The organism is Streptomyces sp. Ag109_O5-10 (genome assembly GCF_900105755.1).
Lineage (GTDB): Bacteria > Actinomycetota > Actinomycetes > Streptomycetales > Streptomycetaceae > Streptomyces.
Genome location: NZ_FNTQ01000001.1, coordinates 1,677,312 through 1,698,477, shown reverse-complemented (window position 1 = coordinate 1,698,477; position 21,166 = coordinate 1,677,312). Strand labels below are relative to the sequence as shown.

The window sequence follows — 21,166 nt, the reverse complement described above, 5'->3', positions numbered from 1 at the left end:
GCCATGGGCGTGACGAGTCGGTACCGCAGTGCCTGGGAGGGCTTCTGGCGCGAGGCGTCCGAAGAACCGGGGGCGGTGTTCTGGGACGCCGAACCAGCCGTCACCGCGGCCCTCCACGTCGCCCTCTTCGAGCCCCACCTCACCGACCCCGGTCTGCCCCTGGTCGACCTGGGCTGCGGCAACGGCACTCAGACCCGCTTCCTCGCCGACCGCTTCCCGCGCGTCCTCGGCACCGACATCTCCGAGGCCGCCCTGGACCACGCCCGGCACGCCGACCCCGGCGGACAGGCCGGCTACCGGTCGCTCGACGCGGCCGAGAAGAGCGAGGCCCAGGCCCTGCACGCGGAGCTCGGCGACGCCAACGTCTACATGAGGGGCGTCCTGCACCAGTGCGAACCCGACGACCGGCAGCCGGTGATCGACACCATCGCCACCCTCGTCGGCAGCCGCGGCCGGGCCTTCCTCGTCGAGCTCTCCGAGGCCGCCCGGCCCGTCCTCGGCGGCCTCGCCCAGAGCCCGTCGGGACCGCCGCCCAAGCTCGCCCCGGTCTTCCGGCACGGCATCGCCCCCGGCGAGGTCGCCGACGCCGCGGTCCCGGAGTACCTGCGCAACTCCGGCCTCACCGTCCTCGCGAGCGGCGAACTCCCGCTGACGACCACCGAGACCACGCCGGACGGCGAGCGGATCGTCCTGCCGTCCAAGTGGGTGCTGGCCGGGCGCCAGAACTGAGGGAGCGGACCGGACGGCGGCCGACCCGCCGTCCGCACCGTGGCCCCGGCCACCTCCGGCGCGTAACGTGACGGTCCATGAAGATCCTCATCAGCGCCGACATGGAGGGCGCCACCGGGGTGACCTGGCCCGGCGACGTGCTGCCCGGCGCGCCGCAGTGGGAGCGGTGCCGGCCGATGTTCACCTCCGACGTCAACGCCGCCGTCCTCGGGTTCTACGACGGCGGCGCCGACGAGGTCCTCATCAACGAGGCCCACTGGAGCATGCGCAACCTGCTCCTGGAGCAGCTCGACGAGCGTGCCCAGATGATCACCGGCCGCCACAAGACGCTGTCCATGGTCGAGGGCGTCCAGCACGGTGACGTCGACGGCATCGCCTTCATCGGCTACCACACCGGCGCCGGCATGGAGGGTGTCCTCGCCCACACCTACCTGCCCAACTCCGTCACCGGGGTCTGGCTCAACGACGTCCGCGCCAGCGAGGGCCTGCTCAACGCGCACGTCGTCGCCGAGTACGGCGTCCCGGTCATCCTGGTCACCGGCGACGACCTGGCCTGCGAGGACGCTCTCGGCTACGCGCCCGAGGCCCGCAAGGTCGCCGTCAAGGACCACGTGTCCAGGTACGCGGCCGTGTGCCGGACACCCGCCCGCACCGCCGCCGACATCCGTGCCGCCGCCAAGGAGGCGGCCGCGCTCGCGGTGCGCCACGAACCCGTGACCGGCGGACCGTTCACCGTCGCCCTGGAGTTCGACGCCGAGCACCTCGCTCTCGCCGCCACTGTCGTCCCCGGCGTGGACCAGGTCGGCGAGCGGAAGGTCGCGTACACCGAGGGGACCATGTACGACGGCATCCGTACCTTCAAGGCGGTCACCACGATCGTCTCGGCCGCGGTGGAGGAGCAGTATGGCTGACCAGCAGGCACTCGACGAGGTCGTCCGGTTCACCTCCGAGCTGATCCGGATCGACACCAGCAACTTCGGCGGCGGCGACTGCCGGGAGCGGCCCGCCGCCGAGTACGCGGCCGAGCGGCTCTCGGAGGCCGGCCTGGAGCCGATCCTCCTCGAGCGGACCGCGGGGCGCACCAACGTCGTCGCCCGCGTCGAGGGCACCGACCCCGCCGCCGACGCGCTGCTCGTCCACGGCCACCTCGACGTCGTCCCCGCGCAGGCCGCCGACTGGAGCGTCGACCCCTTCTCCGGGGAGATCCGCGACGGGGTCGTGTGGGGGCGGGGCGCCGTCGACATGAAGAACATGGACGCGATGATCCTGGCCGTGGTCAGGGCCTGGGCGCGAGAAGGGGTACGGCCGCGGCGGGACATCGTCGTCGCGTTCACCGCCGACGAGGAGGCCAGCGCCGAGGACGGCTCCGGGTTCCTCGCCGACCACCACCCCGAGCTGTTCGAGGGCTGCACCGAGGGCGTCGGCGAGTCCGGAGCCTTCACCTTCCACGACGGCACCGGACGGCACCTCTACCCCGTCGCCGCCGGGGAGCGCGGCACGGCCTGGCTCAAGCTCACCGCGCGCGGCCGGGCCGGACACGGCTCCAAGGTGAACACGGAGAACGCGGTCACCCGCCTCGCGGCCGCCGTCACCCGCATCGGCGAGCACCGGTGGCCGCTCCGGCTCACCCCGACGGTCTCCGCCGCCCTCACCGAACTCGCCGCCCTCTACGGCATCGAACCCGACCTCACCCAGGTCGACCTGCTCCTCGACAAGCTCGGCCCGGCCGCCCGGCTGGTCGAGTCCACCATCCGCAACAGCGCCAACCCGACCATGCTGAACGCCGGTTACAAGGTCAACGTCATCCCCGGCGAGGCCGTCGCCTTCGTCGACGGACGCTACCTGTACGGCACCGAGGACGAGTTCCGCGCCACCCTCGACCGCCTCACCGGCCCCGACGTCGACTGGGAGTTCCACCACCGCGAGGTCGCCCTCCAGGCACCGCTGGACTCGCCGACGTACGCCCGGATGCGGGCCGCCGTCGAGGAGTTCGCCCCCCAAGGGCACGTGGTGCCGTACTGCATGTCGGGCGGCACCGACGCCAAGCAGTTCTCCCGGCTCGGCATCACCGGCTACGGTTTCGCCCCGCTCGAGCTCCCCGAGGACCTGGACTACCAGGCCCTGTTCCACGGCGTCGACGAACGCGTCCCCGTCGAGGCCCTGCACTTCGGCGTGCGGGTCCTTGACCGCTTCCTGCGCACGGCATAGCACGGCACAGTCGAGGAGGAGAGAACGTGGAGACGAAGGCGTACGGTTCGTGGCCCTCACCCGTCGACGCGGCCCTGGCGGCGGCGCACGACGGCTTCGCCGAGTGGGTGGGCTTCGTCGGCGACGAGCCCTGGTGGACCGAGCCCCGGCCGGCCGAGAAAGGCCGCCGGACCCTGGTCCGCGGCTCCACCGGTGAGTCCGTGCTGCCCGCGCCGTGGAACGTGCGCAGCCGGGTCATCGAGTACGGCGGACGGCCCTGGGCCGGTGCCGTACCCGACGGCGACGGGCAACCGTTGCTGGTCTTCGTCCACTTCGACGACCAGCGGCTGTACCTCTACCGGCCAGGCGAGGCACCCCGTCCGCTGACTCCGCCCGGACCCCGCTGGGCCGACCCGCAGTTGCTGCTCGACCGGGGCGAAGTCTGGTGCGTTCTGGAGGAGTTCACCGGAGACGCGCCCACCGACGTGCGCCGGGTGCTCGCCGCCGTGCCGCTGGACGGCTCGGCCGCCGGCGACCGGGCCGCGGTACGCGAACTCTCCGACGGACGGCACCGGTTCGTCACCGGCCCGCGCCTCTCGCACGACGGACGCCGGGCCGCCTGGCTCGCCTGGGACCACCCGCGGATGCCGTGGGACGGCACGGAGCTGCTGGTCGGCGAGGTCGGCGCGGACGGAACCCTGGACGCGGTGCGCACCGTGGCCGGCGGTCCCACCGAGGCCGTGGCCCAGGTGGAGTGGTCCGCGGACGACCGGCTGCTGTACACGAGCGACCGCACCGGCTGGTGGAACCTGTACCGCGACGACGAACCGCTGTGCCCGCGCGAGGAGGAGTTCGCGGGACCGCTGTGGCGGCTCGGCCAGAACTGGTTCGCCCCGCTGGACAACGGGATGATCGCCGTCCTGCACGGCCGTGGGGCGATGACCCTCGGCATACTCGATCCGGAGACCGGCGAGATCGCCGACGCGGCCGGGCCGTGGACCGAGTTCTCCGCCACCCTCGCCGTGCACGGCACCCGCGTGCTCGCGGTCGGCGCCGGCCCGCGCACCGCCCACGAGGTCGTCGGACTCGACACCGCCTCCGGGCGCGCCCGGGTCGTCGGCACCCCGCACCGGGACGCGGTCGACCCCGCCTACTACCCCGAACCGCAGGTCCGCACCTTCGCGGGACCCGGCGGCCGCGAGGTGCACGCCCACATCCACCCGCCCCACCACCCCGGGCACACCGCCCCCGAGGGCGAGCTGCCGCCCTTCGTCGTCTGGGCGCACGGCGGCCCCACCAGCAGGACACCGCTCGTCCTCGACCTCGCGATCACCTACTTCACCTCCCGGGGCATCGGGGTCGCCGAGGTCAACTACGGCGGCTCCACCGGGTACGGGAGGGCGTACCGGGAGCGGCTGCGCGAGCAGTGGGGCGTGGTCGACGTCGAGGACTGCGCGGCCGTCGCGCTCGCCCTCGCCGAGGAGGGCACCGCCGACCGCGCCCGGCTCGCGATCCGCGGCGGCAGCGCCGGCGGCTGGACCACCGCCGCCTCCCTGACCGGCACCGACGTCTACGCCTGCGGCACCATCTCCTACCCCGTCCTCGACCTCACCAGCTGGGGCGCGGGGGAGACCCACGACTTCGAGTCCCAGTACCTGGAATCCCTGATCGGCCCGCTCGCCGAGGTACCCGAGCGGTACGTCGAACGGTCGCCCAGCGAGCACGCCGACCGGCTCACCGCGCCCTTCCTGCTGCTCCAGGGGCTGGACGACGTGATCTGCCCGCCCGCGCAGTGCGAACGTTTCCTCGCCCGGCTCGACGGCCGCCCGGTGCCGCACGCCTACCTCACCTTCGCGGGCGAGGGCCACGGCTTCCGGCGCGCGGAGACCCTGGTCCGCGCGCTGGAGGCGGAGCTCGCCCTCTACGCTCAGGTGTTCGGGCTGGACGTGCCCGGAATTCCCGAGCTGGAGCTGGTGAAGTGACCGAAGTGGCCGAAGTGACCGCACTGACGAGGCCGGCCAGGCTCTCCGCCGGAGCCCGCGTCGCCGTCGTGGCGCCGAGCGGGCCGGTGCTGGAGGACCGGCTCCAGGCCGGCCTCGACATCCTCCGCGGCTGGGACCTCGACCCGGTGGCGGCACCCCACGTGCTCGCCACGGACGGCGAGCTGGAGTACCTCGCGGGCGCCGACGCCGAGCGCGCGGCCGACCTCCAGCGGGCCTGGTGCGACCCGTCCGTCGCCGCCGTCCTCTGCGCGCGCGGCGGCTTCGGCGCCCAGCGCCTCGTCGACCTGCTCGACTGGGAGGCGATGCGCGCGGCCGGCCCGAAGGCCTTCGTCGGCTTCAGCGACGCGACCGTGCTGCACGAGGCGTTCGCGACCCGGCTCGGCCTGGCCACCCTGTACGGGCCGGTGGCCGCCGGCGCCGACTTCGTCAAGAGCACCGAGGCGCAGGAACACCTGCGGGCCACCCTCTTCGCCCCGGAGACGGTCCGCACCATCCGCTCCCGGGGCGCGGCGCTGGTCGGCGGCCGGGCCACGGGGGTCACCGTAGGCGGCTGCCTGCGGCTGCTCGCCACGGGCGTGGGCACCCCGCACACCCACACCGGTCTGCGGGGCGGCCTGCTCCTGCTGGAGGACGTCGGGGAGGCGCCGTACAGCCTCGACCGCAGCATCACGCAGCTGCTGCGGTCCGGCCTGCTCGACGGCGTCGCCGGGATCCTGCTCGGCTCCTGGGACCGGTGCGGACCGTACGAGCGGGTACGGCCGATGCTCCTCGACCGGCTCGGCGGCCTGGGTGTGCCGGTGCTGGAGGAGTTCGGGTTCGGGCACTGCGAGGCGGCCCTGACCGTCCCGCTCGGTGTGACCGCCGAGCTCGACGCGGACGCGGGCACGCTGACCCTGCGGGAGCCGGCCCTGCGCTGAGCCCACCCGCCCCGGAGGCCGCTGCGCGTAGGGTGTCGGGATGCCGCACACCGCTTCCCGCTATCTCGCCGCGGGCCCCCGCGTGGGGATCCGCCCGTACACCTACGAGGACGGCGCCGAGTTCATCGCCCGCGCCCGGGAGAGCAAGGACCTCCACCAGCCCTGGCTGTTCCCGCCCACCACCGACGCGGCCTACGCCGGCTACGCGGGACGGCTGATCGAGGACCGCAGCAAGGCGGGATTCCTGGTGTGCGAGAAGCAGGGCGGGGAGCGCGACGGGTCGATCGCCGGGTTCATCAACATCAACAACATCGTCGAGGGCGGCTTCCAGTGCGGTGCCCTCGGCTACGGCGTGTTCGCGCACGCGGCCGGGCGCGGGCTGATGCGGGAGGCGATGGGCCTGGTCGTGGACCACGCCTTCGGGCCGATGCGGCTGCACCGGCTGGAGATCAACGTGCAGCCCGGCAACGCCGGGTCCATCGCCCTCGCCCGCGGTGCCGGGTTCCGGCTGGAGGGCTTCTCGCCGAACATGATCTACATCGACGGGGCCTGGCGGGACCACGAACGCTGGGCGATCACGGCGGAGATGCGGGCCGGCCGCTGACCTCCGCGGCGGCCTTTGCGCAATCCTGACCGGCAGCTCCCCTGGTCAGCTCACCCGGTGCCGGGTTCCATGGTGATCGTGACGAGGATCCGACGTGAGGTACTGACCCTGCCCGCGGCGGAGCTCGGCCCGGACAACCCGCTGCCGCCGCTCCGCCTCCTCGATGAGACGCACCGCGTCGACGAGCGTGACCGGGAGGATCTGCCCCGGGACATGGCCCGGCAGCTCGGCCACGAACCGCTGCGCAGCCTCCTCCCGGTACGGCTGCGCGACGGCTACGGCAGAACCCGCACACCTCGCGAGTTCGACGCCCTGGTGATCGAGAACGACCGCCTGCGCGCCACCGTCCTGCCCGGCCTCGGCGGCCGGGTCGCCTCCCTCGTCCACCTGCCCACCGGCCGCGAACTCCTGTACCGCAACCCGGTGTTCCAGTCGGCCAACCTCGCCCTCAACGGCGCCTGGTTCGCCGGCGGCATCGAGTGGAACATCGGCGCCACCGGCCACACCACACTGTCCTGCACCCCGCTGCACGCGGCCCGCGTCCCCGCCCCCGACGGTGGCGAGATGCTCCGCCTGTGGGAGTGGGAACGGCTGCGCGACCTGCCCTTCCAGGTCGACCTCTGGCTGCCGGACGGCTCCGACTTCCTGTACGCCGGCGTCCGCGTCCGCAACCCGCACGGACACCCGGTGCCCGGCTACTGGTGGTCCAACACGGCCGTACCGCAGGACCGCCGGATCGTCGTCCCGGCCGAGGAGGCCTGGGAGTTCGGGCCCGAACGCCGACTGCACCGGGTGCCCGTTCCGGAACACGGCGCCCAACCCCTTTACCCGGCCGACTGGTTCTACGACATCACGGACGGCCGGCGCCGCTGGATCGCCGCGCTGGACGACGACGGCCACGGCCTGGTGCAGACCTCCACCGACGAACTGCGCGGCCGGAAGCAGTTCGTCTGGGGATCGGGCCCCGGTGGCCGGCGCTGGCAGGAATGGCTCGGCCCACCCGGCACCGGCGGCTACCGCGAGATCCAGGCCGGACTGGCCCGCACCCAGCTGGAGCACGTCCGCCTCGACCCGGAGAGCGAGGTGTCCTGGCTGGAGGCGTACGGTCCGCTGTCCGCTCCATCGCCGAAGAGCGTCGAGGAGCGGCTCGAACGCGCCCTGCCGCGCGCCGAGCTGGACGCCGCCCACGCCGCGTGGAAGCCGTACGCCGACACCGAACCAGGCGAACTCCTCGCCACCGGCTCCGGCTGGGGCGCCCTCGAAGTGCTGCGCGCCGACTGGAAGCTGCCCGGTACGCCGTTCCCCGAGTCGACGCTCACCGAGGAACAGGCGCCCTGGCGGGAGCTGTTGCGCACCGGCACCCTGCCCGAACCCCGCCGGGTGCGGCCGCCGGGACCGACCCTGGTCGCCCCGCACTGGCGGGACATGCTGGAGACGGCCCCCGCCACCCCGCACACCGAGTACCACCTGGGCGTCGCCCAGTGGCACGCCGGCGACCGCGCCCAGGCCGTCCGCAGCTGGGAGCGGGCGCTGCCGCTCGCCCCGTCGCTCTGGCCGCTGCTGCGCTGCCTGGCCGTCGCCGACCAGGAGCACGGGCAGTACGAGCGGGCCGCGGAACGCTACGCCGACGCCTTCGACGACCTGTGCCGGGAACGCCGCGACGACGGCGAGACCTGGACGGCGGCCTGCGCGGCACTCGGCCGCGAGGCCGTCGAGGCGCTGCTGCGGGTACGGCGGGCCGCGGACGCCCGCGCCGTCTGGGAGGCGCTGCTGCCCGCGGTCCGGGAGCGCGGCCGGTTCCGGCTCCTGGAGGCGGAGCTGCTGCTCGCGGAGGGGCGGCCGGCCGCGGCCCGGGCCGTCTTCGACGCCGGGTTCGAGGTGGCCGACCTGCGGGAGGGGTCGGACGCGCTCGGCCGGCTGTGGGCGCGGCTCGGGGACGAACCGCTGCCCGCCCGGTACGACTTCCGGATGCGGCCGCCGGGCCTGTGACCGGTACCGGTCCGGTCCCGGTTCAGCTCCGCTGCTGGTCCACGTACTCGAACAGCGAGCCGTCCGGGTGCATCGCGAGCAGGTTGCGGCCGGCGGGCGTGGCCACCGGCCCCGCGAGGATGCGGGCGCCGAGGTCGTCCAGCAGCCGGTGGGCCGCGTCGACGTCCCGCACCGCGATCGTCGCGGCCACCTTGCGCAGCACCTCCAGCTCCGCCTCCGGCCCGCTCATCAGAAGGAACGAGCCGACCGCGGCGACCTGGACACCACCGCGTTCGAACCGCTGGGCTCTGCCGCCGGAGAGGCGTTCGTAGAACGGGATCGCGGTATCGAGGTCGTCGACGCAGATGCGCAGAGAGGCGCCCAGAATCTCCATGGCCACGAGCCTAGTTGCCGCGCGCCGGGATGGTGTCGCCTCCGGTGGTCCCCTGTTACGGCACTTGCGGTCCGGGTACCCGCACTCCATGGAACACCTGGATCATCTCGAACATCTGGACAAGGATCTCGTTGACGAGCTGGCACAGGTCGCGCGCGAGACCGTACGGGACGAACTGCGTGAACAGGGCCGCAAGCGGCGGCGGGCCGCCGTGCTGTACGGCGCGTCCGGCGCGGTCGCCCTGTACGCCGGGGCCGCCGTGGCGCTGGCCGTGGGGCTGGCGTGGGCGATCCTGCTGCCGGCGTGGGCCGCGGCGCTGGTCACCGCGGTGATCCTGGGCGCGATGGCCTATGCGCTGCGGGAGGCGGGGCGGCCGAAGAGGCCGCACGCACCCCACCGGGTGATCGGAGGGACGGCGCCCGGGGCACCGCCCAGTGGGCTGGGGCTGCCGTATCCGCCGATTCCGGCGGAGCCGCCGCATGTGCGGGGTATGCCGGCTGCGGATCCGGAGCCGCCGCACCACCGGAGCTGACGGGGGAGTGCCGTATGCGTCCCCGCACGGGGCCGGTGCGGCCCGGCGGGGGCGGGTCGCGCAGTTCGTGCCCCTGACGGCGCGCTTTCGGCAGGCGGCGTTTCAGAGTCTTGCCTACGGTTACGTGGGTGGCCTTGGACCTCGTCGTATCCCCGGAGGCGCACCGTGAGCCGTCGACCCCGGATCGTGATCGTCGGCGCCGGCCTCGCGGGGTGTCGCGCGGCCCGTACGCCGGCGCGACCGGCCAGGGGGCGTGCCGAGATCACCCTGGTTGACCCCACCGACTACTTCCCGTACCTGCCCCCGCTGCCCCAGGTCGCCGCCGGGATCCTCGCCCCCCGGGGGACCGCCGGCCCGCTGTCCGGTGCCCTCCACGGGGTGCGGACCGTGCTGGGCGAGGCCGGCCGGATCGACCTCGACGGGCAGACCGTGCACCGGACCGACCCGGAGGGCGCCGCCGGCAGCCCCGGCTACGAACGGCTGCTGCTGACCGTCGGCAGTGTCGACAAGAAGTCGCCCGTCCCCGGCGTGGCCGAGCACGCGTACGGCTTCCGGGGGCTGCCCGGGGCGCTCTACCTCCGGGACCATGTGATCCGGCAGATCGAGCCGGCCGCCGTCGCCCCCGACGCCGACCTGGGTGCCGCGCGCTGCACCTTCGTCGTAGCCGGTGCCGGGTACACCGGGACCGAGCTCGCCGCCCAGATGCGGATGCTCACCGTCGACCTGGCCCGCCGCAACCGGCTGCCGCACGGCGTGCGGCAGCGCCGGCTGCTGCTGGACGTGGCGCCCCGGGTACTGCCCGGGATGGACGAGAAGCTGTCCCGCACCGCCGACCGGGTGCTGCGCCGGCGCGGGGTCGCGTCCACGCCGATGGCCGCGCAGGGTCGCGCCGACCTGCTGCTCGACGCCGTACTGCCGCGCCAGGGCGTCCAGCCGGGCCTCGTGCGGTCCTGGTCGATGCCGCTGGACACGGCGTCGCCCGAACTGTCGACGGCCCCCGAACCCGTCACCGACCATCCTCCGGAAGGAGCCTCATGAACACCGCCGAACTCGTCGAACTCGCCCAGCAGTTGCGCGTGGACAGCGTGCGGGCGGCCGCCGCGGCCGAGTCCGGGCACCCGACCTCGTCGATGTCCGCCGCCGACCTGATGGCGGTCCTGCTCGCCCACCACCTGCGCTACGACTTCGAGCGGCCCGACCACCCCGGCAACGACCACTTCATCCTTTCCAAGGGCCACGCCTCGCCGCTGCTGTACGCCGCCTACAAGGCGGCCGGTGCCATCGACGACGCCGAACTGCTCACCTTCCGCAAGCTGGGCAGCCACCTGGAGGGGCACCCGACCCCGCGCCGGCTGCCGTGGGTGGAGACCGCCACCGGCTCCCTCGGCCAGGGCCTGCCGGTCGGGGTCGGCATCGCGCTGTCCGGGAAGCGGCTGGAGCACGCCCGCTACCGGGTCTGGGTGCTGTGCGGCGACAGCGAGCTGGCCGAGGGCTCCGTGTGGGAGGCCGCCGAGCACGCCGGGTACGAGCACCTCGACAACCTCACCGCGATCGTGGACGTCAACCGGCTCGGCCAGCGCGGCCCCACCCGGCACGGCCACGACCTCGACGCCTACGCCCGCCGCTTCCAGGCCTTCGGCTGGCACACCGTGGAGATCGACGGCCATGACGTGGACGCCATCGACCGGGCGTACGGGGAGGCCGCGTCCACCGCCGGACAGCCCACCGTGATCCTCGCCCGCACCCGCAAGGGCCGCGGTGTCGCGGCCGTCGAGGACCGCGAGGGCATGCACGGCAAGCCGCTGCCGGACGCCGAGGAGGCCGTCGCCGAACTCGGCGGGACACGCGATCTCCACGTCCACGTGACCGAGCCGCCGGCGGCCCGCGCGCTGCACTCGGTGCCCACGGGCGCGCTCGAACTCCCGCGCTACGAGCGGGGAGAAGAGGTCGCCACCCGGGACGCCTTCGGCAAGGCGCTCGTCGCGCTGGGCCACGCCCGCGCCGACGTGGTCGCGCTGGACGCCGAGGTCGGCGACTCCACCCGCACCGAGCTCTTCGGCAAGGAACACCCCGACCGCTACTTCGAGTTCTACATCGCCGAACAGCAACTCGTGGCCGGCGCCGTCGGCATGGCCGCCCGCGGCTGGGTGCCGTACGCCTCGACCTTCGCCGCCTTCCTCAGCAGGGCCTACGACTTCGTCCGGATGGCCTCCGTCAGCGGCAGCGGGATCAACCTGGTCGGCTCGCACGCGGGCGTCTCCATCGGACAGGACGGGCCCTCCCAGATGGGCCTGGAGGACCTGGCGATGTTCCGCTCGGTGTACGACTCGACCGTGCTCTACCCGTGCGACGCCAACCAGACCGCCAAGCTCGTCGCCACCATGGCCGGGCTCGACGGCATCCGGTACCTGCGCACCTCGCGCGGGGCGAGCCCGGTGATCTACGGCCCGGACGAGGAGTTCCCGGTCGGCGGCAGCAAGGTACTGCGCTCCTCCGAGGAGGACCGGCTGACCGTGGTCGCCGCCGGGGTCACCCTGCACGAGGCGCTGAAGGCCGCCGACGCGCTCGCCGAGGACGGCATCCGGATCAGGGTCGTCGACCTCTACTCCGTGAAGCCCCTCGACCGGCAGACGCTGCGCATCGCCGCCGAGGAGACCGGCTGCCTGCTCACCGTCGAGGACCACCACGAGGAGGGCGGGCTCGGCGACGCGGTCGCGGAGGCGTTCGCCGACGGCAGGCCGGTGCCGCGGCTGGTGCGGCTCGCCGTGCGCACCATGCCGGGTTCGGCCGCCCCCGACCAGCAGCTGCACGCCGCGGGGATCGACGCCGACGCCATCGCGGCGGCCGGGCGCCTGCTGGTCGGGGAGGCGGTCGTGCGATGACCCCGGACGAGGTGCGGCCGGTACGGGTGGGCCGCCGGACGGTGCCCACGCACCGGCCCGACAAGGTGCTCTTCCCCGGCGACGGGGGCGGCGACGGCGCCGCGAAGGAGTACACCAAGGCCGACCTCGTCGACTACTACAAGTCCGTCGCGCCGTACCTGCTCCCGCACCTGCGCGCGCGGCCGCTGATGCTGGAGCGGTACCCCGACGGTCTGGACGGCCCCCGGTTCATGCAGAAGAACACCCCGGACCACTACCCGGACTGGATCGGGCGGGCCGAGGTCGCCAAGGAGGACGGGACCGTGACCCATGTGGTCTGCGGCGACACCGCCACTCTCGTCTACCTCGCGGACCAGGCCTGCCTCACCCTGCACCGCTGGCTCTCCCGCACCACCGCCCCCGACCGTCCCGACCGGCTCGTCCTCGACCTGGACCCGCCTGGTGACGACTTCGCCGCGGTGCGGGAGGCCGCCGGCTGGGCCGGTGAGCTGCTCGACCGGCTCGGACTGCCGGCGGCGCCCATGACCACCGGGTCACGGGGCCTCCACCTCGTCGTACCGCTGAACGGCCGGCACGACTTCGACGAGGTCCGCGGCTTCGCCCGGGACCTGACCGACCTGCTCGCCGCCGAGCACCCCGACCGGCTCACCACGGCCGTCCGGAAGGCCGACCGCGGCGACCGGCTCTTCCTGGACATGGGGCGCAACGCCTACGCCCAGACCGCGGTGGCCCCCTACACCGTGCGGGCCAGGCCCGGCGCCCCCGTCGCCGTGCCGATCACCTGGGACCAGCTCGCCGACCCCGCCCTGGACGCCCGTCGCTGGACCATCGCCGAAGCCGTCGACCAGGCCCGTACCAGGCCCTGGGCCGGCATCCCCGCCCGGGGCCGGGCGCTCGGGTCGGCCCGGCGGCGGCTCGACGCGTTGCGCGACGCATCCGGCCGACCGCACCGCGTCAACGGCCGGTTGTGAAGGTTTGACCCTGGAACCTCCGGCCACTCGGACCAGGAGGTGGTCATGACGAACACAAACGACACGTCTCAGACGCAGGATTCACGCAAAGAACGCAAGCGTGACGACGGACCCGACACGGCACCGGACCTGCCGAGCCCCATTGAGGTGCTGCGCCGGGCACGCGCCCAGCTCGCGGAGCTCACCGGTATGGCCGCCGAGTCCGTGTCGTCCTTCGAACAGACCGAGGACGGCTGGGAGTTGGCGGTCGAAGTCCTGGAACTGCCCAAGGTGCCCGACACCATGAGCCTGATGGCGAGCTATCAGGTCGAACTCGACCCGCAGGGACAGCTCACCGGCTACCGGCGCGTGAGCCGCTACGAACGCGGACGCGCCGACGCGCATAGGCCCGGCGGCCGCTAGGCCGCCGGCCGGTGCCCGCGGACAGGTCCCACGACATGGAAGAGGTTTGACTGGCATGACCGTTGTACCGGCACAGCAGACCGGCGGAGGTGGCAGCAGTGGCCTCTACGACGTGCTCGAACTCGTGCTCGACAGGGGGCTGGTCATCGACGCGTTCGTGCGGGTCTCCCTGGTCGGCATCGAGATCCTGAAAATCGACATACGGATCGTCGTCGCAAGCGTCGACACCTATCTGCGCTTCGCGGAGGCCTGCAACCGGCTCGACCTGGAGTCGGGCCCCCACAAGGACCCCGGCCTGCCCGACATCGTCGGCCAGGTCACCGAGTCCGGCGCCCGCGGCAAGTCGAAAGGCGCGCTCTCCGGCGCCGCCGAGACGATCTCGGACGCCTTCAAGCAGGCCCGCGAGGAGCACTCGGACTCGGGCGAGACCGAGTCCCGGCCGCGCACCCGTAAGGCCGCCCCGGCGCGTCGCAGGGAGAGGGAGGAACAGGAGTGAGTACGTACGTCTACGGCATCACGGCCGCCGCGCACCCCGCTCTGCCCGACGGCATGGAGGGAGTCGGGGACCCGCCGCGCCGCGTGCGCGTGCTCACGGAGGGTGAACTGGCCGCCATCGTCAGTGACGCGCCCGAAGGGCTCCGGCCCAAGCGCCGCGACCTGCTCGCCCACCAGAACGTGCTGGCGGAGGCCGGAGGCGGCGGTTGCGTGCTGCCCATGCGGTTCGGCAGCGTCGGCCCGGACGACGACACCGTCACCGGGGTCCTCGCCGAACGCGCCGACCACTACCTGGAGCGGCTGCGCACCCTCGAGGGCAAGGTCGAGTACAACGTCAAGGCCAGCCACGTCGAAGAGGCCGTGCTGCACCGCGTGATGTCGGAGAACCCCGAGCTGCGCGCCCTGGCCGAGGCCAACCGGAAGGCGGGCGGCGGGACCTACGAGAGCCGGCTGCAGCTCGGTGAGATGGTGGCGGGCGCCGTCAAGGTCCGGGAGGCCGAGGACGCGGGCGAGGTGCGGCAGGCACTGGAACCCGAGGCGGCCGCCGTCAGCGTGGGGCCGGAATCCACCGGCTGGCTCGTCAACCTGTCATTCCTCCTGGACCGGCACTCTGTCGAGACCTTCCTGGCAGGCCTCGAGCGGCTGCGCAGGACCCATCCGCATCTCGACCTGAGCGTCAACGGACCGCTCCCGCCGTACAGCTTCGTCGAACCAGGGCCCGCCGAACCGGCGGACAGCGCGGCCGGCGCGGCCGAGAAGTAGGACACCGAAGGAGCGCACCCATGGGATTGATCAAGGAGTTGCTGCTACTGCCCTTCGCGCCCGTGCGCGGCAGCGCCTGGGTCGTCGAGCAGGTGGTGCAGGAGGCGGAGCGGATCTACTACGACCCCGCCACCGTCCGGGCCGATCTGGCCCGGCTGGAAGAGCGACTGGAAGCCGGCGAGATCGACGAGGAGGAGTTCGACCGGGCCGAGGACGAGCTTCTCGACCGGCTGGAGATCGCCCTGCGTAAAGGCGCGGGGCACGGCAACGGGATGCATACATGAACCGCATCGGACTGGGCCTCGCGATCGGGGCCGGATACGTGCTGGGCCGCACCAAGAAGCTGAAACTGGCCGTCGCCGTCGGGTCGTTGGTGGCCGGTAAGAAGCTGAACCTGACCCCGAAGGGGGTGCTCGACCTGGCCAACCAGCAACTGCGCGACAATCCGCAGTTCAAGGAGATCGGCGACCAGCTGCGCAAGGATCTGCGCGGGGTCGGCAAGGCCGCCTCCGGCGCCATGGTCGATCGGCAGCTCGGCGCTCTCGCCGACCGGCTGCACGGCCGTACCGCCGAGGTGCGTGACCAGCTGGCGGGCGTCGTGCCCGACACCGGCGGCGGCCGGGACGACGAGGAGCCGGAGGAGGACCAGGAGCCGGAGGAGGACCAGGAGCCGGAGGAGGACCAGGAGCCGGAGGAGAGGGCCGGGAGCGACAAGGCAGGAAGCGACACGGCCGAGGACGACCGCGAGGAGGGGTCCGACCGGAAGGCGCCGGCCCGCAAGGCCCCCGCGAAGAAGGCCCCCGAGAAGCCACCGGCGAAGAAGGCGTCCGCCAAGTCGCCTGCCAGGAAGGCGCCGGCGAAGAAGGCGGCGCAGGGCCGGGCGCCTGTCAAGAAGACGGCCGGCCGGGCCCGGCCGAAGGGAGGCGGTGACCGATGAACAGCGGACCGCTCACGGACGCGGCTCACTCCGAGGCCGCGGAACGCCTGAAGGCGGAGGTACAGGAGTACCTCGCTGCCCAGACCGAACGCTTGCTGGCGGGCGCCGGGCGCAAGCTCGGCGACGCCACGGGGAAACTCACCGACATCGCCGAGGGCAACAGCCCCGGCTTCGGCAAGCTCGCACTCGACGCAGGCCGCAAGGTCGCGGAAGGCAAGGGTCCGGTGCGCTCCGCACTGGAGCTCGGCCTGACCCACGCCAAGGACACCGTCATGGACAAGGTGAAGAACCTGGGGGGCGGCAAGGGGAAGGGCAAGGGCAGCGGGCAGAAGCCGACCGTCATCATCGAGTCGGTCGACGTCGGCGTGCCGGTGCGCACGGCCTACGACCAGTGGACCCGCTACCAGGACTTCAGCACCTTCGCCAAGGGCGTGAAGAGCGCCAGCCGTGCCGACGACACCTCGTCGGACTGGCAGGGCAAGATCTGGTGGTCCAGCCGGAGCTGGAAGGGCAAGACGGTCGAACAGATCCCGGACTACCGCATCCAGTGGTCGGCGCAGGGAGCCAAGGGCAGCCACAAGGGCGTCGTCACCTTCCACCGGCTCGACGACAACCTCACCCGGGTGCTCCTGGTGATCGAGTACTACCCGAGCGGTTTCTTCGAGAAGACCGCCAACGTCTGGCGCGCCTCGGGCCGCCGGACCCGTCTCGACCTCAAGCACTACGCCCGCCACATCTCCGTCAAGGGAGAGGTCGACGACGGCTGGCGGGGCGAGATCCGCGACGGCGAGGTCGTCCAGAGCCACGAGGACGCGGTGGCCGAGGAGGAGGAGAAAGAGGCCGAGGAGCAGAACGAGGACGAGAACGCCCCCGAGGACGAGGCGGAGGACGAGAACGCCCCCGAGGACGAGGAGTCGTACGAGGACGAGGACGAGGAGCCCTACGACGAGGCGGAGGACGCCGAGCAGGGGGAGGATGAGGAGTACGAGGCCGAGGGCGAGGAGGAGCCCGAGGGCGAGTACGAGGACACCGACACCGAGGAGACCGAGGACGAGGAAGAACCGGAGGACGAGGAAGCGTACGCCGGTTCCCGGAGCCGTCGATGACGATGGCCGGCCGGCTGCCCGAGCCCTACGGACGGGACGGCGGGGGCTCCAACCTCGCCGACATCCTGGAGCGCGTCCTGGACAAGGGCATCGTCATCGCTGGTGACATCAGGATCAACCTGCTCGACATCGAACTGCTCACCATCAAACTCCGCCTGATCGTCGCCTCCGTCGACCGGGCGAAGGAGATGGGCATCGACTGGTGGGAGCACGATCCCGAGCTGTCCACCCGCGCCCGGCGCGATCAGCTCACCCGGGAGAACCATGAGCTGCGGGAGCGGCTGGCCGCCCTGGAGGCACTTGAGGCCGGCCGCGGGCAGCGCCAGGAGGAGGACAGATGACCGCACAGGGCGGGCTCCGGTACGTGTACGCCGTCTGCCGTCCGTTCGAGGCGGCTCTCCAGGCCCAGCTCAGCGGTGTGGGCGGGAGCCCGCCGGGGTTGCTCAGGCACCACGGTCTGGTCGCCGTCGTCAGCACGGTCCCGGAGGGCGACTTCGCCGAGGGGCCGCTGCGGGACCATCTGGAGGACCTGGACTGGCTGGCCGCGACCGCCCGTGCCCACCAGGGTGTGATCGACGCGCTCACCACGGTCACCACGCCGCTGCCGCTCAGGCTGGCCACGGTCTTCCGGGACGACAGCGGCGTGCGGACCATGATGGAGGACCGCGAAGCCGACTTCCTGCACATCCTCGACCGGCTGGAAGGGCGGGTCGAGTGGGGCGTGAAGCTGTACGCCGACCCGCCCGAGCAGGCGCCCGCGCCCGTCGGCCGGCCCGCCAGTGGGCGGGACTACCTGCGGCAGCGGCGGATGAGCACGCGTGCGCACGAGGAGAAGTGGCGGGCCGCCGAGGAATTCGCGCACACCCTGCACGAGCGGCTGTCCCGGCGTGCCGAGGATTCCCGGCTGCACCCTCCGCAGAATGCGGCCCTTTCCGGGGTGTCCGGGCGGAACCTGCTCAATGCCGCCTATCTGGTGTCCCGAGCGGATTCCGAGGAATTCGTGGAACTGGTCGACCGTACGAAGGACGAGGCGCCGGAAATTCGGGTGGAACTCACGGGGCCCTGGGCGGCCTATTCCTTCACCGAGCCGACCACCGAGCCCACGAAGCCGGCGGAAGCGGGGGAGCAGCGGTGACCGTCGTCGAACGCCGTCAGGTCGCCCTGGTGGACCTGCTCGACCGGCTGCTGGCCGGCGGGGTCGTCATCACCGGTGACGTCACCCTGCGCATCGCGGACGTCGACCTGGTGCGCATCGATCTGAACGCGCTGATCAGCTCGGTCAACGCTCAAGTGCCGGCACCCTGGGGGGAGGAGACGTGAGCGAACATCGCAACCGGCTGGACCTCGAACCGGACACGGTGGAGCGCGACCTGGTGAAACTGGTGCTGACCGTGGTGGAGCTGCTGCGCCAGCTCATGGAACGGCAGGCACTGCGCCGCTTCGACACCGGCGACCTCACCGAACAGCAGGAGGAGCGCATCGGGCTCACCCTGATGCTCCTGGAGGACCGGATGGCCGAGCTGCGCGACCGCTACGGACTGCGGCCCGAGGACCTGAACCTGGACCTCGGGCCGCTGGGACCGCTGCTGCCGCGGGACTGACTCCGTCACCGGCGGGGGGCGTCACCACCTGTACCAGCGACCCCTGCCGCCTGTGCCGGTCGTGCCCCGGACCAGGAATCCGAGAAGCCAGATCACCAGTACGGCGAGCGCGATCCACCAGAGTATTTTCACTGCAAATCCGGCCCCGAAGAGAATCAGGATCAGAAGCAGCACCAGCAGGATGGGAACCATGATGTGAACCTCCTGTGCAGCGAGTTTCCCCGAACCCGCGGAACAGGCTCACTTACGGCAGAGAATTTCTCCGTGCAGTACGGCGAACCAGCCGTCCTCCCGGCCCGCCCACTCCCGCCAGGCCGCCGAGACCGCCGCCAGCTGCTCCGTGGTCGCGTGACCGCCCTCCGTGGCCCGCTCGGCGTAGGCGGAGGCGACCGTGCGGTCCGCCCACAGCCCGCCCCACCAGGCCCGCTCCTCGTCCGTGCTGTACGTCCAGGTCCCGGAGCCGGCCGTGATGTCGCTCAGCCCCGCCGCCAGCGCCCAGGACCGCAGCCGCCGTCCGGCGTCCGGCTCGCCCCCGTTGGCGCGGGCCACCCGCCGGTACAGGTCCGACCAGTCGTCCAGTCCCGGCACCGCCGGGTACCAGGTCATCGCCGCGTAGTCCGAGTCGCGTACGGCGATGAAACCGCCCGGCTTGGCGACCCGGCGCATCTCGCGCAGCGCCTGCACCGGATCGCCCACGTGCTGGAGCACCTGGTGGGCGTGGACCACGCAGAAGGTGTCGTCCGGGTAGTCCAGCGCGTGCACGTCGGCGACCGCGAAGTCCACGTTCGTCAGCCCGCGCCCGGCGGCCGTCGCGCGGGCCTGCTCCAGGATGCCCGGCGCGTGGTCGACGCCGGTCACGTGGCCGTCGGGGACCAGCGCGGCCAGGTCGGCGGTGATGGTTCCCGGTCCGCAGCCGATGTCCAGGATCCGCATGTGCGGCTTGAGTGAACCGAGCATATAGGCGGCGGAGTTGGCGGCGGTGCGCCAGGTGTGGGAACGCAGCACCGACTCGTGGTGACCGTGCGTGTAGACGGCGGTCTCCTGTGGTTTCGACATGGCCCAGCCCCTTCGCTCACACCGGCGGACGGGGCCGGACCGCCCCGTCCCGCGGTATCCGCAACGCTACGCCCGCATGTCGAATGATGAGACCCGTGTTTTACGATGTGGACTGACGAGCCGTCAGTGCGGCCGGTAGACGGTCAGCGCCGCCGGCAGCTTGTCCACCCGCACCTCGCCCTTCACGTCGATGACCTCACCGTCGTACGCCAGCGGGGTACCGGTCTTGAGGCCGGTGAGCCGCAGCCGGCGCACCCGCACCTCCGCGTGCGCGGGGGAGCGGCTCAGCGCGCCCGCGACGGCCGCCGACAGCAGCCGCAGCGCCGGATGCCGGCCGCCGTGCACCACCCGCACGTCCAGCAGCCCGTCCGCCAGGTCGGTGCGGCGGCCCGGGGTCACGCCCATCCGGTGGTAGACGCAGTTGCCGACGAACAGCAGCCACAACGGGTGCGCCGAGCCGCCGAGTTCGACCTCCTGCGGATGCTGGTCGGTGCGCAGCACGCGCACCGCCGCCAGCACCTCGGCGGCCCGGCCGCCGAGGCGGTGCGCCCAGCGTTCCCGCTCGCGCACCAGCTCCGGATACACGCCGAGACTCAGCGTGTTGAGGAAGATGCCCTCCCGGTCGTCGCTGGTGAAGCGGCCCACGTCCACCCGGACCGCCTCGCCCTCGCGCACCGCGCGGCCCAGGCCCCGGCCGTCCTCCACGCTCAGGTCGTAGGCGAAGTGGTTGAGGGTGCCGCCGGGCAGCACCGCGAGCGGCAGGTCGTGGTGCAACGCGGTCCGCGCGGCCACGTTCACGGTGCCGTCGCCGCCGCACACACCGAGCGCCCGCGCGCGCAGCGCGGCCTTCTCCAGCTCGGCGGTCACCTCCTCCGGTTCGCACTCCACCAGTTCGGCCTTCGGCAACTCGTCGCGCAGTGCCCGGACCCGGTCCGAACTGCCCGAAGCCCGGTTGGCCACCACCACGAGGCCCTCCCCGTCGGGCAGCGCCGGCGCGTCGGCACGGGGCTTGGGCGGCGGACCGATCTGCGCCCGGGTCGGCACCAGCCGCCGTACGACGAACGCGGCACCCAAGCCCAGGGCCGCGCCCGCCACCACGTCGCTCGGGAAGTGGACACCCGTGTAGACCCGGGACATCGCCACGGAGAACGCCACCGGCGCCACCACCGCGCCCCACCCCGGGGACTCCAGGGCCACGCCGGCCGCGAACGCCGCTGCCGACGCGGCGTGACCGGACGGGAAGGAGGTCGTGATCGGCTGCCGCTTGAGGTGCCGTACGGCCGGCACCGGGTCCAGGGCCGGGCGGGTCCTGCGCACCGACCGCTTGCCGAGGGTGTTGATGGTCAGGGAGGCGAGGGTCAGCGAGGCCAGGCCGCGGGCGGCGGCCCGGCGGGCGCGGGGCGTGCGGGACGCGGCCACCGCGGCCGCCGTCGCGAACCACAGCACCCCGTGGTTGGCGCTGCGGCTCAGCCGGGGCAGCACCGGCTCGGCGAACGGCCAGTTCCGGTGGGCGGCCGCCTCGAACAGCTTCAGGTCCAGCGAGAGCAGCCGGTCGCGCAGCGCGTGCCGGCCCGGCTTGAGGACGGTCAGGTCAACATCAGGGCTCATGCCGGTCCGGTT

At 72.9% G+C, this 21,166-nt stretch carries 24 protein-coding genes and 1 pseudogene; 21 read left to right on the top strand and 4 right to left on the bottom strand.

The window, feature by feature from the left end:
- Positions 1–3: 3 nt before the first annotated feature.
- From BLW82_RS07795 to BLW82_RS07765, 7 genes are all read left to right on the top strand, one after another.
- The gene (locus BLW82_RS07795) at positions 4–729 is read left to right on the top strand and encodes a class I SAM-dependent methyltransferase (RefSeq protein ID WP_093498126.1); all 726 of its coding nucleotides are present in this window, start codon (positions 4–6) and stop codon (positions 727–729) included.
- Between the two features lie 77 nt (positions 730–806).
- On the top strand, positions 807–1,640 hold the full coding sequence (locus BLW82_RS07790; protein ID WP_093498125.1) for a M55 family metallopeptidase: 834 nt from the start codon (positions 807–809) through the stop codon (positions 1,638–1,640).
- A complete protein-coding gene (locus tag BLW82_RS07785; protein ID WP_093498124.1) occupies positions 1,633–2,937 on the top strand; it encodes a M20/M25/M40 family metallo-hydrolase in 1,305 nt (434 codons plus the stop codon). Before BLW82_RS07790 ends, BLW82_RS07785 begins: the two co-directional genes overlap by 8 nt.
- A 26-nt stretch (positions 2,938–2,963) precedes the next feature.
- Positions 2,964–4,898 carry an LpqB family beta-propeller domain-containing protein gene (locus tag BLW82_RS07780; protein WP_177232872.1) on the top strand — a complete coding sequence of 645 codons (1,935 nt, stop codon included), beginning with the start codon at positions 2,964–2,966 and terminating at the stop codon, positions 4,896–4,898.
- Positions 4,899–4,912: 14 nt separating this feature from the next.
- The gene (locus BLW82_RS07775; RefSeq protein ID WP_093507911.1) at positions 4,913–5,836 is read left to right on the top strand and encodes a S66 peptidase family protein; all 924 of its coding nucleotides are present in this window, start codon (positions 4,913–4,915) and stop codon (positions 5,834–5,836) included.
- A gap of 40 nt (positions 5,837–5,876) precedes the next feature.
- Complete coding sequence (locus BLW82_RS07770) at positions 5,877–6,440, top strand: GNAT family N-acetyltransferase (protein ID WP_093498122.1); 564 nt, start codon at positions 5,877–5,879, stop codon at positions 6,438–6,440.
- A 69-nt stretch (positions 6,441–6,509) separates the two neighbouring features.
- Positions 6,510–8,429 (top strand): DUF5107 domain-containing protein, encoded by a 1,920-nt coding sequence (locus tag BLW82_RS07765; RefSeq protein ID WP_093498121.1) that lies wholly within the window; start codon positions 6,510–6,512, stop codon positions 8,427–8,429.
- A 22-nt stretch (positions 8,430–8,451) separates the two neighbouring features.
- On the opposite strand, the gene BLW82_RS07760 is transcribed toward BLW82_RS07765, so the two are convergent.
- Positions 8,452–8,802, bottom strand: coding sequence for a VOC family protein (locus tag BLW82_RS07760; RefSeq protein WP_093507910.1), 351 nt, complete (start codon positions 8,800–8,802; stop codon positions 8,452–8,454).
- An 88-nt stretch (positions 8,803–8,890) separates the two neighbouring features.
- Between BLW82_RS07760 and BLW82_RS07755 the strand changes: the two genes are divergently transcribed.
- From BLW82_RS07755 to BLW82_RS07690, 14 genes and pseudogenes are all read left to right on the top strand, one after another.
- On the top strand, positions 8,891–9,334 hold the full coding sequence (locus BLW82_RS07755; RefSeq protein ID WP_093498120.1) for a phage holin family protein: 444 nt from the start codon (positions 8,891–8,893) through the stop codon (positions 9,332–9,334).
- 186 nt (positions 9,335–9,520) lie between these two features.
- Positions 9,521–10,192: pseudogene (locus BLW82_RS07750) on the top strand (NAD(P)/FAD-dependent oxidoreductase); the annotation flags it as partial.
- Positions 10,193–10,368: 176 nt separating this feature from the next.
- A complete protein-coding gene (locus BLW82_RS07745) occupies positions 10,369–12,216 on the top strand; it encodes a transketolase (protein WP_093498118.1) in 1,848 nt (615 codons plus the stop codon).
- Positions 12,213–13,187: a non-homologous end-joining DNA ligase gene (gene ligD, locus BLW82_RS07740; RefSeq protein ID WP_093498117.1), complete on the top strand. Its 975-nt coding sequence runs from the start codon at positions 12,213–12,215 to the stop codon at positions 13,185–13,187. Before BLW82_RS07745 ends, ligD begins: the two co-directional genes overlap by 4 nt.
- A 45-nt stretch (positions 13,188–13,232) precedes the next feature.
- On the top strand, positions 13,233–13,589 hold the full coding sequence (locus BLW82_RS07735) for a gas vesicle protein GvpO (RefSeq protein ID WP_093498116.1): 357 nt from the start codon (positions 13,233–13,235) through the stop codon (positions 13,587–13,589).
- Between the two features lie 55 nt (positions 13,590–13,644).
- Positions 13,645–14,085, top strand: coding sequence for a gas vesicle structural protein GvpA (locus BLW82_RS07730; protein WP_093498115.1), 441 nt, complete (start codon positions 13,645–13,647; stop codon positions 14,083–14,085).
- Positions 14,082–14,846, top strand: coding sequence for a GvpL/GvpF family gas vesicle protein (locus BLW82_RS07725; RefSeq protein WP_093498114.1), 765 nt, complete (start codon positions 14,082–14,084; stop codon positions 14,844–14,846). The genes BLW82_RS07730 and BLW82_RS07725 overlap by 4 nt, the downstream gene beginning before the upstream one ends.
- Before the next feature lie 20 nt (positions 14,847–14,866).
- Positions 14,867–15,130 carry a gas vesicle protein GvpG gene (locus BLW82_RS07720; protein ID WP_093498113.1) on the top strand — a complete coding sequence of 88 codons (264 nt, stop codon included), beginning with the start codon at positions 14,867–14,869 and terminating at the stop codon, positions 15,128–15,130.
- Positions 15,127–15,783, top strand: coding sequence for a DNA primase (locus BLW82_RS07715; protein WP_093498112.1), 657 nt, complete (start codon positions 15,127–15,129; stop codon positions 15,781–15,783). The genes BLW82_RS07720 and BLW82_RS07715 overlap by 4 nt, the downstream gene beginning before the upstream one ends.
- On the top strand, positions 15,780–16,889 hold the full coding sequence (locus BLW82_RS07710; protein WP_093498111.1) for an SRPBCC family protein: 1,110 nt from the start codon (positions 15,780–15,782) through the stop codon (positions 16,887–16,889). The genes BLW82_RS07715 and BLW82_RS07710 overlap by 4 nt, the downstream gene beginning before the upstream one ends.
- Complete coding sequence (locus BLW82_RS07705; protein WP_093498110.1) at positions 16,886–17,230, top strand: gas vesicle protein; 345 nt, start codon at positions 16,886–16,888, stop codon at positions 17,228–17,230. Before BLW82_RS07710 ends, BLW82_RS07705 begins: the two co-directional genes overlap by 4 nt.
- Entirely contained in the window at positions 17,227–18,024 is a 798-nt protein-coding gene (locus BLW82_RS07700; protein WP_093498109.1) for a GvpL/GvpF family gas vesicle protein, read from the top strand. Before BLW82_RS07705 ends, BLW82_RS07700 begins: the two co-directional genes overlap by 4 nt.
- Entirely contained in the window at positions 18,021–18,209 is a 189-nt protein-coding gene (locus tag BLW82_RS07695; protein WP_093498108.1) for a gas vesicle protein, read from the top strand. Before BLW82_RS07700 ends, BLW82_RS07695 begins: the two co-directional genes overlap by 4 nt.
- Positions 18,206–18,490, top strand: coding sequence for a gas vesicle protein K (locus BLW82_RS07690; protein WP_093498107.1), 285 nt, complete (start codon positions 18,206–18,208; stop codon positions 18,488–18,490). The genes BLW82_RS07695 and BLW82_RS07690 overlap by 4 nt, the downstream gene beginning before the upstream one ends.
- 21 nt (positions 18,491–18,511) lie before the next feature.
- On the opposite strand, the gene BLW82_RS07685 is transcribed toward BLW82_RS07690, so the two are convergent.
- The 3 genes from BLW82_RS07685 to BLW82_RS07675 form a co-directional block, all read right to left on the bottom strand.
- Complete coding sequence (locus BLW82_RS07685) at positions 18,512–18,682, bottom strand: hydrophobic protein (RefSeq protein ID WP_093498106.1); 171 nt, start codon at positions 18,680–18,682, stop codon at positions 18,512–18,514.
- Positions 18,683–18,730: 48 nt separating this feature from the next.
- Positions 18,731–19,546 (bottom strand): class I SAM-dependent methyltransferase, encoded by an 816-nt coding sequence (locus BLW82_RS07680; RefSeq protein WP_093498105.1) that lies wholly within the window; start codon positions 19,544–19,546, stop codon positions 18,731–18,733.
- 123 nt (positions 19,547–19,669) lie between these two features.
- On the bottom strand, positions 19,670–21,154 hold the full coding sequence (locus tag BLW82_RS07675) for a bifunctional phosphatase PAP2/diacylglycerol kinase family protein (RefSeq protein ID WP_093498104.1): 1,485 nt from the start codon (positions 21,152–21,154) through the stop codon (positions 19,670–19,672).
- Positions 21,155–21,166 lie beyond the last annotated feature (12 nt).